Annotated in this window: 19 protein-coding genes; 12 read left to right on the top strand and 7 right to left on the bottom strand. The window is 43.3% G+C overall.

What is annotated here, in order from left to right; all coding sequences use genetic code 11:
* Positions 1 to 2 precede the first annotated feature (2 nt).
* Positions 3 to 233 (bottom strand): sulfurtransferase TusA family protein, encoded by a 231-nt coding sequence (locus A3IE_RS0101455; protein ID WP_020393794.1) that lies wholly within the window; start codon positions 231 to 233, stop codon positions 3 to 5.
* Positions 234 to 366: 133 nt separating this feature from the next.
* On the opposite strand from A3IE_RS0101455, the gene dapF reads away from it, so the two are divergent.
* Positions 367 to 1,206: a diaminopimelate epimerase gene (dapF, locus tag A3IE_RS19585; RefSeq protein WP_020393795.1), complete on the top strand. Its 840-nt coding sequence runs from the start codon at positions 367 to 369 to the stop codon at positions 1,204 to 1,206.
* A complete protein-coding gene (locus A3IE_RS19590; RefSeq protein ID WP_020393796.1) occupies positions 1,203 to 1,919 on the top strand; it encodes a DUF484 family protein in 717 nt (238 codons plus the stop codon). The genes dapF and A3IE_RS19590 overlap by 4 nt, the downstream gene beginning before the upstream one ends.
* A 49-nt stretch (positions 1,920 to 1,968) precedes the next feature.
* Here the strand turns inward: A3IE_RS19590 and A3IE_RS0101470 are convergent, their stop codons facing one another.
* From A3IE_RS0101470 to A3IE_RS0101480, 3 genes are read right to left on the bottom strand one after another with little or no spacing between them, the layout of a single operon-like run.
* On the bottom strand, positions 1,969 to 2,337 hold the full coding sequence (locus tag A3IE_RS0101470) for a hypothetical protein (protein WP_020393797.1): 369 nt from the start codon (positions 2,335 to 2,337) through the stop codon (positions 1,969 to 1,971).
* A 52-nt stretch (positions 2,338 to 2,389) separates the two neighbouring features.
* Positions 2,390 to 3,154 carry an ankyrin repeat domain-containing protein gene (locus tag A3IE_RS21775; protein WP_020393798.1) on the bottom strand — a complete coding sequence of 255 codons (765 nt, stop codon included), beginning with the start codon at positions 3,152 to 3,154 and terminating at the stop codon, positions 2,390 to 2,392.
* Between the two features lie 4 nt (positions 3,155 to 3,158).
* Positions 3,159 to 3,938 (bottom strand): ATP-binding protein, encoded by a 780-nt coding sequence (locus A3IE_RS0101480; RefSeq protein ID WP_020393799.1) that lies wholly within the window; start codon positions 3,936 to 3,938, stop codon positions 3,159 to 3,161.
* A gap of 263 nt (positions 3,939 to 4,201) precedes the next feature.
* On the opposite strand from A3IE_RS0101480, the gene cobO reads away from it, so the two are divergent.
* The gene (gene cobO / locus A3IE_RS0101485) at positions 4,202 to 4,804 is read left to right on the top strand and encodes a cob(I)yrinic acid a,c-diamide adenosyltransferase (RefSeq protein WP_020393800.1); all 603 of its coding nucleotides are present in this window, start codon (positions 4,202 to 4,204) and stop codon (positions 4,802 to 4,804) included.
* Positions 4,805 to 4,856: 52 nt separating this feature from the next.
* Here the strand turns inward: cobO and A3IE_RS0101490 are convergent, their stop codons facing one another.
* Both A3IE_RS0101490 and A3IE_RS0101495 read right to left on the bottom strand, forming a co-directional pair.
* Positions 4,857 to 6,887 (bottom strand): solute symporter family protein, encoded by a 2,031-nt coding sequence (locus tag A3IE_RS0101490; protein ID WP_020393801.1) that lies wholly within the window; start codon positions 6,885 to 6,887, stop codon positions 4,857 to 4,859.
* Between the two features lie 17 nt (positions 6,888 to 6,904).
* Entirely contained in the window at positions 6,905 to 7,225 is a 321-nt protein-coding gene (locus A3IE_RS0101495) for a DUF485 domain-containing protein (RefSeq protein WP_020393802.1), read from the bottom strand.
* A 558-nt stretch (positions 7,226 to 7,783) separates the two neighbouring features.
* On the opposite strand from A3IE_RS0101495, the gene glnL reads away from it, so the two are divergent.
* The 4 genes from glnL to A3IE_RS0101520 all read left to right on the top strand — a co-directional run bounded on the left by glnL (position 7,784) and on the right by A3IE_RS0101520 (position 11,487).
* Entirely contained in the window at positions 7,784 to 8,887 is a 1,104-nt protein-coding gene (gene glnL, locus A3IE_RS0101505) for a nitrogen regulation protein NR(II) (RefSeq protein ID WP_020393804.1), read from the top strand.
* Entirely contained in the window at positions 8,868 to 10,292 is a 1,425-nt protein-coding gene (gene glnG, locus A3IE_RS0101510) for a nitrogen regulation protein NR(I) (RefSeq protein WP_020393805.1), read from the top strand. Before glnL ends, glnG begins: the two co-directional genes overlap by 20 nt.
* Positions 10,293 to 10,497: 205 nt before the next feature.
* Positions 10,498 to 10,905 carry a hypothetical protein gene (locus A3IE_RS0101515; RefSeq protein WP_020393806.1) on the top strand — a complete coding sequence of 136 codons (408 nt, stop codon included), beginning with the start codon at positions 10,498 to 10,500 and terminating at the stop codon, positions 10,903 to 10,905.
* Between the two features lie 261 nt (positions 10,906 to 11,166).
* Complete coding sequence (locus tag A3IE_RS0101520) at positions 11,167 to 11,487, top strand: hypothetical protein (protein ID WP_020393807.1); 321 nt, start codon at positions 11,167 to 11,169, stop codon at positions 11,485 to 11,487.
* Between the two features lie 355 nt (positions 11,488 to 11,842).
* Here the strand turns inward: A3IE_RS0101520 and A3IE_RS0101525 are convergent, their stop codons facing one another.
* Positions 11,843 to 12,301, bottom strand: a complete 459-nt coding sequence (locus A3IE_RS0101525) for a hypothetical protein (RefSeq protein ID WP_020393808.1) — start codon at positions 12,299 to 12,301, stop codon at positions 11,843 to 11,845.
* Positions 12,302 to 12,988: 687 nt separating this feature from the next.
* On the opposite strand from A3IE_RS0101525, the gene A3IE_RS0101530 reads away from it, so the two are divergent.
* The 5 genes from A3IE_RS0101530 to A3IE_RS23030 form a co-directional block, all read left to right on the top strand.
* Complete coding sequence (locus A3IE_RS0101530) at positions 12,989 to 13,288, top strand: hypothetical protein (protein ID WP_020393809.1); 300 nt, start codon at positions 12,989 to 12,991, stop codon at positions 13,286 to 13,288.
* A 483-nt stretch (positions 13,289 to 13,771) separates the two neighbouring features.
* Positions 13,772 to 14,110 (top strand): hypothetical protein, encoded by a 339-nt coding sequence (locus A3IE_RS0101535; RefSeq protein WP_020393810.1) that lies wholly within the window; start codon positions 13,772 to 13,774, stop codon positions 14,108 to 14,110.
* Between the two features lie 275 nt (positions 14,111 to 14,385).
* A complete protein-coding gene (locus tag A3IE_RS19600; RefSeq protein ID WP_020393811.1) occupies positions 14,386 to 14,823 on the top strand; it encodes a hypothetical protein in 438 nt (145 codons plus the stop codon).
* Between the two features lie 469 nt (positions 14,824 to 15,292).
* Positions 15,293 to 15,607, top strand: a complete 315-nt coding sequence (locus tag A3IE_RS19605) for a hypothetical protein (protein ID WP_020393812.1) — start codon at positions 15,293 to 15,295, stop codon at positions 15,605 to 15,607.
* Between the two features lie 627 nt (positions 15,608 to 16,234).
* On the top strand, positions 16,235 to 16,651 hold a 417-nt coding region (locus A3IE_RS23030), incomplete at its 3' end, for a hypothetical protein (RefSeq protein ID WP_020393813.1).

Here is a 16,651-nt window from a genome sequence, read left to right on the forward strand (position 1 = left end):
ACTTAGTTTTTCTTAATATAGAAAACAAATTCGCCGTTATTCTCAGCAGTAGCCACTAACTCGTTACCCGTTTGACGTGCATAAGCTTCCATATCTTTAACGGAGCCGGGGTCGGTTGCAATGACTTTTAAAACTTCACCAGCATTCATGCCGTTCATGGATTTTTTGGTGCGCAAAATGGGTAGGGGGCAATTCAAGTTACGCGCATCCAGCTCGATATTGAAATCGGTCATTTTCCTCTCCTGATTTCAGTTGACGTTAAGTATAAAGACGTACAGTCTATTATTGTGCGCTAACATAGCATCAATTTTAATGTTTCGCTATATATTTCTATACTAATATACCAAAGGAATGCAAGGTAAATTCATGGCAGCTTCACCGTTACGCTTTAGCAAAATGCACGGTTTAGGGAATGATTTTATGGTCGTGGATGCTGTACGCCAGTCCTTTAATCTTTCTACAGCACAGATTCAACAATTAGCGGATCGGCATTTTGGGATTGGCTTTGATCAACTGCTCGTGGTAGGGCCTTATCAGGGCAATGATGCCGATTTTCGTTATCGCATTTTTAATGCGGATGGTGGTGAAGTTGAGCAATGCGGTAATGGTGCGCGCTGTTTTGCAACATTTGTACGTGAACAAGGCTTAACAACGAAAACAGAAATTCCGGTGATGACTTCGGGTGGACGTATCGTATTGAATGTTCAAGCCGATGGTCAGATTACCGTGAATATGGGAATTCCTAAATTAGAGCCTAAGCAAATTCCGCTGGTTTCCGAACAGCGCCAAACCCTCTATACTGTCGACTGGGATGGGACTGCACTAAGTTTCGCGTCCGTTTCCATGGGCAATCCGCATGGTGTAATTGTAGTTGAGAATGTCGATACAGCACCCGTTGCAAACCTTGGGCCTTGGTTAGAATCTCATCCGGTATTTCCACAACGCGCCAATATTGGTTTTATGCAAATTCTTAATCGTGGGCATATTCGTTTACGAGTATTTGAGCGCGGTGTGGGTGAAACCTTGGCTTGTGGTACGGGCGCTTGTGCGGCTGTCGTAGTAGGGCGTTTGCAAGGGTTGCTGGATGAGGCTGTGCAAGTCGATTTGCGCGGCGGTCGTTTAGCGATTCAGTGGTATGGTGAAGGGCAGGCTGTGTTAATGACTGGCCCGACAACAACAGTTTATTCAGGTGTCTTGGCAATATGAGCAATAAAGCAGAACTCACAGCAGAACAAGTAGCGAGCTATTTAGATCAGCATCGTGATTTTTTTGAGGCACATGAAACCTTGCTGGATGTCCTCAAATTGCCACACCCACAAAGCGGTGAAGCTATTTCCCTGTTAGAGCGTTTGGTGCAACGCCAGCGCGATCGTCAAATGCAACTAGGAAGACAGCTCGAAGATATTTTGCGGGTGGCGCGTGAAAATGAACGTGTTGTCGTAAGCTTGCATCATTTAGCCTTGGAGTTGATGACTTGCGATGATTTAGATGATGTAGTGGCCACCTGCCGTGATTTAATGTTATCGGAGTTTGATGCCGATGAGGTGGTATTGCGTCTTATTGGTCGGGGCAAGTCACGTGAGAATAGCCTTTATTTTATTGATCCAGAAGATCGCTCCTTAAAGCAAATGTCTGGCTTATTTCAAAAGCGTCAGCCTGTTTGTGGTCGTTTACGCCCGCGCCAGCAAGTGTTTTTATTTGGCGAGGATAGCTCGGCGATTAAATCAGCAGTGTTGATCCCATTATTTGAAGCGCGTGAAATAGGCGTCTTGGCTTTGGGTAGTAAACAAGCGGATCGCTTTCACCCTGCTATGGGGACTTTATTTATTAGTCAATTAGGTGGCTTAGTCTCAAGAGCTTTGTCATTGCATCTAGATACACTGATTCAGTCAGTGGAATCCCACGGTGAAAACAGATAAGTGACCGACTCACGAGAAGTCGGTCATCTAGTAGGTTTTATTGCAGGGTTTATTGCGCAGCTACAGCGCCGCCCTTAGGTTCTTCAAAGAACACATAAGGAGTGGAATAGTCACTCACTTCAAAATAAACATAGCTTTCGGTTTTATCCACGATGCCGTTTAGATTGGAGTCCAAATAGCCATAGCCATAACGATAAGGACGTGCATCAGAACTACTTGTACCTTCAGCCGTGGTCAATTTATCGATCCGAATAAAGCGTCTAGCGACTTTGTCACCCGCATAAATTTCTAGCACACCATTCGTGCCTGTCCAGTTATTAATCGCTCGACCCAATTTATTTTGGGTTTCTTGAGTACAAGCAGACATTGCTACAGCGGCGATTGCACTCACGATCAACGCTTTTGCTAAATTGCGCATCTTGATTCCTTGCTACAACGGTATAGTGAAAAGTCTAGTGTAGCAGTGTCTTTTAATATCCTAAAGTTCTTGCCATGCGCAGATCGTTTTTATCCAATGCTAAATCCAAAGGCGTTTTGTGTGCATTATCGGTAGTGGGGTGATTAGGGTTTGCGCCCTGTTTAACCAAATAACCTGCAACAGCTACTTGTCCAAAGCGAGCAGCATGGTGCAAGGGAGTCCAACCTTTGGAAGTCCGTGCGTGAATATTGGCACCGTGCTCTCGAAGATACATCACAACTTGTGTGTGCCCCCGAGCAGCGGCAGCGTGCATGGCCGTTTCACCGAACTGCGTAGCAATCATTGGATTAGCACCTTGCTCAATCATGTCGACTACCACATTATAATGACCTGCTAAGGCTGCTAACCATAAACGCTCGTCCATTTCACGTTGAGACATTTGTGGTTGTTCAGCTTGCTTATCACTGCTAACGGTAGGTCTGGTGTTGATAGTGGGCGCGCTACTGATATTACTGCTAGGGGGTACGTAGCTATCCGGAGGCGTGTAGCTGGAACGTAAAGCACGATTCGCTGGTGTCGTAGCTACAGCTGGTCTAATGACAACTGGATTACTTATAGCAGGTGCAGGGTTTATTGGGGGTGTGGGTGCTACCACAATAGGCTCAGGTTTTGGGGGAGGTGGTGCTGGGGTAGCAGCAGGAGTAGTGGTTGGGCGATTATTAAAAAACGCGTTAGCATCACCGGGTTCGGCAAGACTGACGCCTAAAGGGGTTGTTGCCAGTAAGGCGACAACTGAGAATTTTATGTGTCTATTCATAGGGCTACAAGTACATCTGGTAATGATTTAAAAAGTGACGGGCCATGCGTCCACTGTGCCCCCCACGCTGCATCGCAAAGCGCTCGGCTTCTGTATGCAGGGTTTCTCGGTCCACTTTTTTGCCTTTAAATAACCTATCCACAATGCTTAGATAGGTTTCGCGACTCATAGGCTCAAATGCTAGAGACAGTCCAAACCGATCCGCTAATGATAAATACTCTTCCAAACTTTCCGTATCAGGAGCGGGTACACTCTCATCGCGCATACTCATGTTGTCAGCCATATATTGGGGTAATAAATGGCGACGGTTGGAGGTTGCATAAATCAGTACATTATTAGATGGCTGTTCAAGCGTACCTTCCATACTGCTTTTTAGCATACGATGTTCGTTATGACCGGCCTCAAAAGTGAGATCATCGCAATAAATAATGAAGTGTTGATGGTTATCGGCAATATCATCGGTAATATCTGGCAATAAATGCAGGTCGTCGTGTGAGATTTGAATCATACGCAACCCATAATGGTGATAACGCGAGAGTAGGGTTTTAATCAATGATGATTTTCCTACACCCCGTGCACCCCACAATAAAGCATGACTGGCTGGTTTACCGCGTAAAAAATTTTCGGTATTTTTATAGAGCAAAGCCTTTTGCTCATCGATACCCAGTAAGCTATCTGGGTCTATCATATCCACCCGTGCGATGGGTTTTAGAAAATGGCGATTAGAACGCCATACCGCAGCGGTGGTTGAACGCCAGTCAATGCCTGTTTTACCAAATGCCATAGACACTCCTGAAGGTGTTAGCTAGCCCAGAGCTTGCACCTGAGGTTTTGTTGTTAAAACTGATTATTAGTTCCGAAAAATTAAGCAAAGGCTCATGTAAAAAGTTAAATAAACTCAAGCTCAATAGAGTTTTGCCTTTATACTTTCACTAAGTTTAGCCGTTTTTTTGGCTGAATGTGCCCTGAATAATGAAGGGCATTATTGCAACTTTGTTTGTTTTCTGCAAAGTTTTCCAATTACCTATTAAATAAATATGATGACAAATGAATGATCAACAACAAATCAAGCATCAGCTCCGAATGCAGCGCAAAAAGTCTCATATTGATGCGCAAATTGCTAAATCGAATCAGGACAAAGGTCTGATCGTGTTGCTGACTGGCAATGGAAAAGGCAAGTCGAGTTCTGCGTTTGGGATGGTGGCACGCGCAATTGGTCATGGGATGAGGGTGGGCGTGGCACAATTTATTAAGAATCGCCGTGATACCGGTGAGGAGGCGTTTTTCAACCAACACCCGAATGTTGAGTGGCATGTGTTAGGGGATGGCTTTACTTGGGATACCCAGAACTTAGCACAGGATATTCAAACCGCTGAGCAAGGTTGGTTAGTCGCAGAACGTTTCTTAGCGGATGCGCGTTATCAGGTGGTGGTATTGGATGAAATGACCTATTTGCTCAATTACCATTGGCTTGAAGAACAGCGTGTATTGGACGCGCTACGTAATCGCCCTGCTATGCAGCATGTAATCATCACGGGACGTGCGGCTTCCCCAGCCTTGATAGCCTTAGCAGATACGGTGTCAGAGCTTGTGGATGTGAAACATGCCTATCGTGCAGGTATCCAAGCTCAAAAAGGCATTGATCTATAAAAAGAAAACCCTCACAAGGAGGGTTTTCTAAACTTACACAAAGCAGCCTAACTTAGTGTGCAACGGCACCTTCAGCATGGATACCTGTGTTCTGGCGAACATAAAGTTCATCCCACATTTCTTCAGAGCGACGATCACGTGTGAATAAAGACAGCAAGATCGTTACTAAGAAGCCAACGGGAATAGAGATTAAGCCAGGATTCTTTAACATGAACTTAGGTTTTTCAAAGCCCATCATGCTGGTGGTTTGGCCTTCCCATTTTTTCAGGTCGCCTTCCGCCTTGGCGATGGTTTTTTCTAAACCTTCGATTTCCTTTTGCTTAGCGGCTTTAGCTGCTTCGTCTGTTAAAGTAGCTAATTCAGTTTTAGCTGCTTCTAACTTAGCACGTGCACCCGGTTTGGCTGGGCCTACCGCAACGGCTGGAGAGGCCGCCACACAACCTTCCATGGCCCACAGAGTGCATAGGCCAGTACTTGCTGCAACCGCTGGCTTAGCTTCAGTGACTTCTGGAGTACCGTCCAACACTTTATTAGCGTTAGCAATAATGGCTTTTGGATAAGACATATTAGGGGAAATCATCACGAGGTAAATCGCAGTCAATGAGCCTGCTAACATACCGCCCACAACGCCCCAAGTATTAGTCTTTTTCCAATACAGTGTTAAGAATACAGCCGGTAAGTTAGAAGAAGCGGCTACCGCAAACGCTAAAGCAACTAAGTGCGCAACGTTTTGACCTTGAGCGGCAATACCTACATAGATTGCTAATGCGCCAACGATAACTGTAGAAACACGAGCAGCCATAACTTGCTCTTGTGGAGAAGCGTGGTCACCACGGAATACGCCAACATATAAATCATGTGACATCGCAGAGGCAGAGGCTAATACCAAACCAGCAACAACAGCAACGATAGTGGCAAAGGCAACCGCTGCTACGAAGGCTAAGAACAGATTACCTAACATGGAGTCTGGTCCACCACCCACATATTGCGCTAATAATGGAGCAGCCATATTACCACCCGCATCCAAAGCAGCAATCTTAGCAGAGGTTACATTCATCGCAGCGCCTAAGCCCATGAACAATGTCAGAACATAGAAGCCACCGATAATTCCCATTGCCCAAATAACGGATTTACGTGCATCTTGTGCGGTTGGAACGGTAAAGAAACGCATCAGAATGTGTGGCATACCAGCAGTACCTAATACTAAGGCCATACCTAAAGAGATTTGGTCAATAGGACTTTTCAGATATAAACCGGGTTCTAAAAAGCGCTGCCCTAAGTCAGCAGGAGCCATGTTAGCCGCAGATTCGCCTAATAGTTTCTTAACTTGTGCTTGAATATCTGGATTGTCTACCGCAGCTTGTAAGAAGCCGGGTAAAGAGAAACCAAACTTGCCCCACGTGAAAATGACCAACAAGATAGAAGCGGTAACTAACAAAATTGCCTTAATGATTTGTACCCAAGTCGTTGCTTTCATGCCGCCGAAAACAACATAGGTCAACATTAAGATACCAACCACAATGACAGAAACTGTGTAGTCAATACCGATCAAGGTCTTTACCAATACACCGCCACCGACCATTTGGGCAGTGAGGTAGAAAGTAGAGACCAATACGGTAGAAACCGCAGCAATCGTTTTAGAAGCTTTTGGGTTATTACGGAAGGCTAAGATGTCACCTAAGGTATATTTACCAATATTACGGCAAGGCTCAGCGATGAGGAGCAATACGGTAATATAAGCAACCAACCAACCGACGGAATACATGAATCCATCATAACCATAGAGTGAGATTAAACCAGCAATACCCAAGAAGGATGCCGCGGATAAATAGTCACCCGCAATCGCCCAACCATTTTGAATCCCAGAAACGGAACGACCTGCTGCATAGAAATCAGCAGTCGAGTGGGTTTGTTTCGCAGCACGATAGGTAACGAACATGGTTAAACCAATAATCGCACCAAAAACCAAGAAGGTTAGCCATTTATACTTGTCAGCAACAGCACCGCTACTGGCGGCCATCGCTGCATCGCTTAGCATCAAGCTAAGACCGATGAAGGTACTTGTCCAAAGAACTTTTCTCATAGTGTGATCCCTAACGACTACTTAATGTTATAAGCTTCGCGCGCAATTTCGGCGGTCATTGCATCAAAGGTGCGGTTAGCACGCGTGGAGTAAATGAAAGCAATACCCCATGCCACAATGAATTCAGATAATGCGAACAGAATGCCGACATTAACGGGACCCCAAACCTTGATCTTAAATAGCTCAGGGAAGTAGCCCGCTCCAATTGGCAATAGGAAGTAATACACAACCGAAAAAATCATCAATCCCCAAAGGAAACCAGATTTTTTCTTGTGCAACGCTTGAAAGCGTGGGTCGTTATCTATAGCGGCCCAGTTGACCGTTTGTTCTTGCGCCATCGAGATGACTCCTCCGTTTAGTAAAACACTGACACGCTATCGCCGAAAAACTCCATTGATGGCTCATTGTGGTTTTCGTGATAGCACTCTCTATCAAAAACAATCCTACACTGTGAACAAGGATCTCTTATCATCCTGTGGTGATATCAAGCCGGAGCGGAAAGTAGTTATCTTCATCTGACGCACTGACACTATTAAAAATGCGTACTTTAGCCAATGAGGCTAGTGCTGACATGAATAGCTCCTCCGTTTGTTGTACAAACAAAGCGAGTGTAGCGTGAATACAAACAGGCAAGCAATTCCCTTATAAGGGTTTTTTTAGGGTTTTTCGGGATTCTGTAGAATCTTTTTGATTATAGTACTGGTTTTTAGAAGTTTTTTTATCCAAGTTTAGCAAGATTGTCGACAATCTGACTAAACGTCTAAAAAGCGATAAACTCAAACGGTTCTGGCTTAGTTATCAAGTGCTTGCCTCTTTTTAGTGCTTATTGCTGCACTTTGCCAAAGGGCGCACTTTATCTAGCAAGTGTTTGGCATCAAATTTGCTTGGCTGAAGCTATGACATTATCCCAATTAAATCAATCTAATCTAATGGATATGATGGCCTGCGCTATTGTGGTGCTTGACCATAATATGTGCATTACGTATATGAACCAATCGGCGGAAATGCTGTTTGGGCAAAGTCTGCAGCGTATGCGTAAAGTGAATATCACTTATTTGGTGCAGAGCGAGGACTTTCATCAGTTGCTGGCGCAAGTGATCGGTATGAGTGGGGGGCCGCAGGCAGTACGTGAGCAGATTCTCCAATTATTTGATGATCAGTTTATTACTTTAGACTGCATCATTACGCCGATTCATACCCCAGATACGTCTGAATTATTGCCACCCGATGGGTTGTTGTTGGAAATGCAACGTGTCGATCATCAGCTGCGCATCGTGCGTGAAAAACAAATTCTTAATCAACAGCAAGCCGCGCATGAATTGGTTCGTGGGATCAGTCATGAAATCAAAAATCCACTGGGCGGTATTCGTGGGGCTGCACAGCTATTAGAGTCGGAATTGAATGATCCCGAGCTGAGGGAATATACCCAAATTATTATTTCCGAAGCGGACCGGCTGAAAAATCTAGTCAATAGTATTTTGGGGCCTGGCAAATTGCCGCGCCGCGAGTCAGTGAATATTCATGAAGTTTTGGAGCATGTGCGCCAGCTAGTTGAAATTGAAGGCTCAGCGCAGTTGCATTTTGTGCGAGATTATGATCCGAGTATTCCGGAGTTTGAAGGGGATCGAGGTCACATGGTGCAAGTGTGTCTCAATATTGTGAAAAACGCAGTCCGTGCCGTAAAAGGTGAGGGCACGATTTGTTTACGCACGCGCGTGTTGCGTCAATTTACGATCCAAAAACACCGCTATCGGTTAGTGCTGCGTACCGATATTTGTGACGATGGCGAAGGTGTGCCAGAGCATTTACAAGATAAGATATTTTTACCGATGGTCAGTGGGCATACGGGTGGTAGTGGCTTGGGCCTAGCGATAGCGCAAGCGCTCGTACGTCAATACAGTGGCTTGATTCAGTGCGAATCGGTGCCTGGGCGAACCTGTTTTTCAATCTTAATACCCCTAGAAAAAGGAGAAGGCAACGATGGAAACGAAACAGGCTGAGCCGATTTGGATTGCGGACGATGATCGTTCCATACGTTGGGTCTTGGAGCGGGCTTTGCAAAAAGTGGGTATAAAAGCACGAACTTTCGAAGATGCCGATCAAGTCATTTCAGCCCTACGCCTGCAAGAACCTTATGTATTGTTGACCGATATTCGTATGCCCGGTACGGATGGTTTGGGATTATTAGCACGGATGCAAGCAGAGCATCCTGATGTTCCAGTCATTATTATGACAGCACATTCCGATTTAGATAGTGCGGTTTCAGCTTATCAAGGTGGGGCATTTGAATATTTGCCTAAGCCCTTTGATGTGAATGAAGCGGTGGATTTGGTGAAGCGTGCTTATCGCATGCGTCAAGAAAGCCGTCGCCCTGAGCCAGCCGAAGTTTCTTCAGAATTAATGAGTGGTGGGGATATTATCGGTAAAGCCCCCGCCATGCAGGAGGTATTTCGTGCCATTGGGCGCTTATCCAAATCCAGCATTACGGTACTTATCACGGGAGAGTCGGGTACCGGTAAAGAATTAGTGGCTAAAGCACTTCACACACACAGTCCACGTACCAATAAACCGTTTATTGCACTCAATACAGCAGCCATTCCCAGTGAATTATTAGAGTCAGAATTATTTGGGCACGAAAAAGGTGCATTCACCGGCGCTTATGCACAGCGCAAAGGCAGATTTGAACAAGCGGACGGTGGTACTTTATTTTTAGATGAAATTGGTGATATGCCTGCTGAGCTGCAAACCCGCCTATTACGGGTGCTGGCAGAAGGGACTTTTTATCGAGTAGGTGGGCATATGCCAGTCAAAGTCGATGTCAGAATTATTGCAGCGACCCACCAAAATTTAGAAGAATTAGTGCGGCGCGGAAATTTTCGTGAGGACTTGTTTCATCGCTTAAATGTGATCCGCATTCATAACCCTCCCTTACGCGAGCGACGCGAAGATATACCACTATTACTGCGAAAATTCTTGCATCGCGCTGCTGAGGAATTACACGTCGAAGCGAAAGTTTTATCGCCACAAGTTAGTCATTTTTTAGAAGGTTTGCCGTGGGCTGGTAATGTTCGGCAATTGGAAAATACCTGTCGTTGGCTCACCGTCATGGCTTCGGGGCAAGAGGTCGTGATGGAGGATTTGCCGTCAGAACTACTCGATCGGGAGCTCGTGCGTTCTGAGCAAATGTTAGACTGGGAAAAGGCTTTAGCGCAGTTTGTGGAAGAACGTTTAGCCAATGGCGCTAAAAACCTCTTGGATGAATTAAGTCCTATTTTTGAACGTATTTTGTTGCAAGGTGCCTTGAATAAAACCAGTGGGCGCAAAATTGAAGCCGCTGAGTTGCTTGGTTGGGGACGCAATACCTTAACCCGTAAACTGAAAGAGCTGGGAGTGGAGGAAAGCTAAGCCATTTTAGTATTACAGATTGTCGTATTTTAACGGGCGATGATCCGTGTCTAAGTTCTCTTTAAAGTTTCAGGTCATTAATGTCTAAGGCTCGGTAGTAAACGAACCTCACAAAGATTAATAAGAAAACTTTAGTCTATGTATTTTTTTACATTAATAGACTGACTAGCACGACAATATTAGTCAGTACTTAGGAGATACGATCATGGCAATGCCAAGTATGAATCCTGCTGCAGGTGGTGCTAACCCCTATGCTAGCATGGGTATGGCGAATCCTTACCAAGCGATGGGTATGGCACCTCAAGGCATGGGTATGGCACCTCAAAGCATGGGTATGGCGAGTCCTTACCAAGCAATGGGTATGGCACCTCAAAGTATGGGTATGGCGAATCCTTACCAAGCAATGGGCATGGCAAATCCTTACCAAAGCATGGGCATGATGAACCCTTACATGGGTATGATGCCCATGATGAATGAGATTCCTTATCCTGTGGTCATCCCTGTTCAACAGCGTCCAGCGCCAGTACAAGTTCGTAGTCAACGTATCGATTTCGGTTTAGGGGGAATCCTGAATAGATTAGTTGGCGGTATTTTTGGTCGTCCTGTTTCGTAAGCAGCTCACTACCTAAGACATATCTAAGGGCTGCTATCTAGCTAGCCCTTTTTTATTTTTATAAAAATAATTTATTAAAAATTGTTGCCACAAATTATCCTCACTTCATCGCTTTTAGAAAAGCGGTGATCGGCCTAGTAATTTATTTCTCCACCCGTTTTCTAAAGAATCCTTAATTGAGAGCATTGAAGAATGCTTTTGATAAAAGCTAGTTAAAATACTAATCAATTTATGATGGACTTATGAATAAGGAGATATTGTATGTATATGCCAAATAATTGGGGTGCTTTGCCAAACTATGCTTGGAATAATCCTTGGTATAACCAATTACCTGACTTTGGATTAGGTGCCAATAATTGGCTCGGTAATGATACACAAGTGGTTGGTGACGAGTGGACTCGTGGCCAAGATGTGGAAAGCAATCGTCGTTGGGGTGAGACCACTGTTTTGGGTAGCCCTTACCCTTGGGGTGGTCCTGTAGGAATTGCTGAAACCAATGGCTATAGTCAGACACGTACTTCTGAACAAGTTTCTGTTGGCATGAACCATATGATTGGCGATAACTTAGCTAATATTTGGTAATTAGTCACTGCCGATATCTTATTAGAAATCTAAGAATACCTTACTCGGCGTGCTGTAGTCGTTTATGCGTCGAGTAAGTTTTTTCTCGTCAAGCTCCAAACTTCCATCCAAGCAAACTATCCTTGTGCTTAATACAGCATAAACGTATTTTATGAATACAGCATTAATTATAGACTGGCTGTAAATCTTGTTATGCCTAGTCTATGCCAGCAATCTACTGGATTGTGCACCGAGGGGCTGATTAAAAATTGGTCTATAGATGGGGGAGTAACTTAATCTATTTTCAATGGAAGCAAAAAAAAAACCCCAAACAGACGCACTGTTTGAGGATTTTCGATCTTGCTAGCAAGAACTATTAGATAATAGTACTTGGATTAGTGGTACCAATGCCTAATGCAGCAGATGCTGGTACGCTGTCCATCATATCATCAACATCTTGTTCACTATTAACTAAACCATAGAGTGCACCTAAAATACCACCAGCGATGGCTAATACTGGTGTACCGACTAAGGCAGTTAATCCGCCCGGTTTATAACCATACAGGCCGCCTAAGGAAAAACCAGAGACAGCACCCGCTAAAGCGCCACCTAGACCAGCAGGGCCAGATTCTTGACGTGGTTGTGCTCTTGGTACGGTATAAGGAACAGGATAAGGAACAGGATAAGGAACAGTATAACCATTACCGGCCATGCCTGGATAACCCGCACCGAATTGAGCTGGATTATAACCCTGTGGATACATGCCTTGAGCTGGGTACATGCCTTGTGGTGAATACATAGATTGCATTGGTTGCATTGGATATGTAGGTTGCATTTTGTCACCTTTTTTTTACGAGTATGAACGTTTCATATAGAGCGTCTATGCTCTTATACTGATGTCATAATCCAGAAAAGCACTGATCCGTGCGACTATTTAAAATACTGAAGGCTTTTTTTAATGGATAATTGGATAGTTCTGGTAGTCCGTAATTTGCAGTTGGTCGCTAAGTTGATTTGTCTTGAAGTATAATTAATATCAAATTAAGTCTTTGATTTTAATTGTTTTTATTGAAAATTTTATATTTGGGAAAAATAAAGGATAAGATAAAATTATTGTCAAAATAAATTTTTTTATAAAATAAATTTATATAAATGTAATTTATTATTAAAGCTGCCAAATTGACCCACCTAGCTGCCGACAACGCCTAGCAGACACATTGACTTTACACTTTGTCGCTCCACTCTTCGCGGTAATCAAATCTCTCTAAGCTTTTGATTAAGATTTCTTTCATGCTAAAGGCCATGAGTCTCATGATGAAATTGCACGCAGTCCACAATTTGTTGAGTCAAGATGCGCTCCGATTATTTTGATAATAGTTAGATCAATTTTGATACAGAATATGCTGATGTTCAGCCTTTGCAAGACTAGAAAGCAATTTTCTCATAAAACCTATATGTTTGCTGTGTTCTTCCTAAAACTACTTAGCGACTAAGTGGTTATTAAATTCTCAGGAGTTTCTACATGTTTAATAGTGTTAATCCCTTAAATCCATTCAGTTGGTTAAATATCCCAGTTAATGTCCTAAACGGAATTATGGGCGCTGGCAGTGGTTTGTTCGGAGGTGCTCCTGCTCAGCCAGTAGCTCAGCCACCAGTGTTTCAGGGCTACCCTCAATATGGTTTTCCTATGTATTACCCTCCATACGGCTATGCGCCTTATGCTCCACAGCCTTATGCACAGCCTGTAGCACCACAACCGAAAGCACCACAAGGTGGTCTCTTAGGTAATCTATTTCGCGGTATTTTAGGCGGCATTCTATAAATAGTTTGCGCTTGCAAAAAATTTAGAAGGCGGCTAATACACTTAGCCGTTTTTCTTCGCTTGCTAAGCTAACTGTAGGCTGATTACCCTCTTATTGCTTGCTTCTTGTGGCATTTGTCTCAATCTATATGATGGTCACTTACTTTCCAAGTTAACACTTAGTGCTCCGCAACCGTAGCACACTACTTTATTTTTCCGTGCAATCTGGCTGTTTTAGATCAATGGCATCTTCTACTTATAGTCCATGGTTATGTTTTCCTTAGCTTTCTCGGTTTAGAAAATATATTTTTTTCTTATCTCTCATAAGTGCAGCTCATCAATAATTCAAGCTCGATAGTCCTTACTAGGGTTTGCTAAATGAAACCTATAAGTAGAATTTGTTTCCAGAGGCAAGGTTCTTTGCCCTAAAAATATAAAGGTCAGCCTCTAAATTAATACCTTTATTTGCCGTTCTAAAACTAAACAATTCAGTAAGGATTTATTATGACAGCAGTTTATCGCCCAAATTTCCACCCAACGCAAAGCTGGAAAAATGATTGGAATCGTCATAGTCACCATGGGCACCATGCTCATCGTGGAGATTGGGGACCTTCTTTCCACGGTTTTAATAAGGATTGGGCTTACAAAGGTCACGGTTTTGATAAAGGCCGTTACGGCTATAACCATGGTTTCAATGCTTGGAATCGTCCTCAGTTCTGGGGTGCTAATCGTCCACAGTGGGGCCGTGGTCAAGATACTAATATTATTAATATTATTAACAATTTATCTAGCACTGCGATTTCGAATTCAAATTCTACTTCAAACGTTAAGAATTTTTGGTAATCACTACCATTTGAGTTCAATGCGATAGTTTCAAAAGGTCAGTAAATCGCTGACCTTTTCCATTTTACTAACTCAGCAATTTTCCAAGAATGCACACTCTGTCGTCGTTTATGCTACGACAGTCATACTGATTATTTAACGCTGACCAGTTCTTGTTTCATTCTCTAGCACATGGACAAGGCAATTGTTCATAAGTAGATAGAAAAGCTTGGAACTAGCTATGCGTTCTAAATACTTTAAATTAATATAAATTCCGAATATAAGGAGATATTCTCATGACTGGTATTTCACGTGCTTATAATGATTGCAACACTGGTGCTTGCGGTAGCAACTGGGGCAACTGGGGCAACTCAGGTGACTGGGGCAACTGGGGTGGCCGTCATCATCGTGGTGATTTAGCAGACTTCGGTGGTCGTTGGGGTGGTCGTGGTGACTTCGGTCGCTGGGGCGGTGACAGCTGGGGTGGTCGTTTTAATGACTGGGGCAACGGCAGAAACTATGGTCCAGTTGTATTAGATCGCAATTCATGGGGTGATGAGCAAGTTGTACGTCATCGCACTGAAGGCCGTTCACAAACTGACGCTTGGGGCAGCAGCTGGGGTAATCCTGATCGCGGTAACAACTGGGGTAGTTTCGGTTTTTCACCACGTTGGAACAGTGATCTTGATTTGAGAGCTGGCCGTTTATATGACAATTTCTGTGATATTTGCTAATTAATGCATTAATATCCTGACATTTGTCAGTTAGCTTGGAAAGAGACTGTTTAAAAACAGTCTCTTTTTTTTGATAAGCCCTTATAGGATAAATAAAATTCGTTTGATTGCTATCTGTTGTTGAATAGCTGACTCTTCTCAGAGTCCTATTCTCACTAAATACTTTAAAATCTTCTGTTTATAGTTATTTTAAAAAAGCAAGCTTTAAGCTCCTATTATCTTTTTTTTCAAAAATGTATGCTAACTTTTTTGTTAAGCTGTACAGATATTTTATATTTTTGGTTTTATATGGAATTTGCAGATTTTATCGTGCCTTATGCTACGTTCATCGCCCAGTGGCTATCTTTAAAATAAAGCCTGATGGATGATTATAGGCGTGGACAAGCAGTATATAGCTTCCACAAGCTGAGAAAAAATCAGCTAATTTATAGCTTGATTTTATAACAATTTATTTAAACTGGAGATTCCAATGAACTCAATTAATCGTTTTGGTAATGACCGTCCACATGGTAACTGGGGTCGTGACAATGATCACCGTGGTAACTGGGGTCGTGACAATGATCACCGTGGTAACTGGGGTCGCGGTAGCTGGGGTGCAAACCATGGCCCACGTGGTGACTATGGCTTTGGTCGTGGTAGCTGGGGTGCAAACCATGGCCCACGTGGTGACTATGGCTTTGGTCGTGGTAACTGGGGTTGGGGTGCAAACCATGGCCCACGTGGTGATCGTTTTGACAACCACTTTGCAAATCTTTTCAGCGGTTGGAAACGTAATATTCACTAATACTACTTTTAAGTTATCTTAAAAGAACTGAATATTATTAAAAAGGCTAGCAGATATGCTAGCCTTTTTGTTTTGCTGTTTCAGTATAGTAATTGTTTCTAAAATTAATCTTTGGCTTTTCTGGGGATTAATATTCTTGCAAAATTATAGTGAGTTAAAACATTAAGTTGCTGGATTTTTGGCTTACATAAAACGTCTATTTTTCGGCTTAAAAACGCTTATTATTGATAATAGAAAATACTATTCTGGTTAAGATTGGCTAAAGTTGATTTTTTGAGTTATAGGATCACACATCCTGTGCTTGTTTTTTTACAGAAAATCCTAATATTTTAACTTGCTGAAGTGTAATAATTCTATCCAATTTTTTATGGTCTGTTTGGTATGTAACTGGGTTCAAAGGATATTTTTCGGGAAAGAATTTCTTGCTTCAGCATGTATCATTACATTTTATCGTCATTTACTAGGCGGTGATCATTGTTGGGGTTTAGTTGAAATAGTAAATTAAGCACTATAGCGGCACGGACAGCTTAATAAAGTCCTAAATACAGGAAAATTATTAATTAATTTTTCTTATGGTTTGGCTTTTTTATAACCACCTAAGTAAATATTCATTTAGGAGATCTAAACATGGGATTTTCAGTTTCACCTTGGGCAGGCAATTCTGCTGCAACTGTAGCGACCGCTAAATCTATTTCAACTAGCACTGTTATGATTAATGATGGCTATTTAGGCCGTGGCTTGGGTTTAGGTCGTGGTTTTGGTGATGTGGGTCGTGGCTTTGGTGATATGGGCCGTGGTTTTGGTTTAGGCCGTGGCTTTGGTGATATGGGTCGTGGTTTTGGTTTAGGCCGTGGCTTTGGTGATATGGGTCGTGGTTTTGGTTTAGGCCGTGGCTTTGGTGATATGGGTCGTGGCTTACCAACGGCTGGCTTTGGCCGTGGTTTGTTACCTGGTGGCTTTGGCCGTGACCTGATGGGTTATAAGCCTAGCCTCGGCGGTGTATTTGGCCCTAATTTCAATGCAGGCTGGGGGGCTCGTAGCGCT

The organism is Thiolinea disciformis DSM 14473, from assembly GCF_000371925.1.
In the GTDB taxonomy this organism is placed as follows: domain Bacteria; phylum Pseudomonadota; class Gammaproteobacteria; order Thiotrichales; family Thiotrichaceae; genus Thiolinea; species Thiolinea disciformis.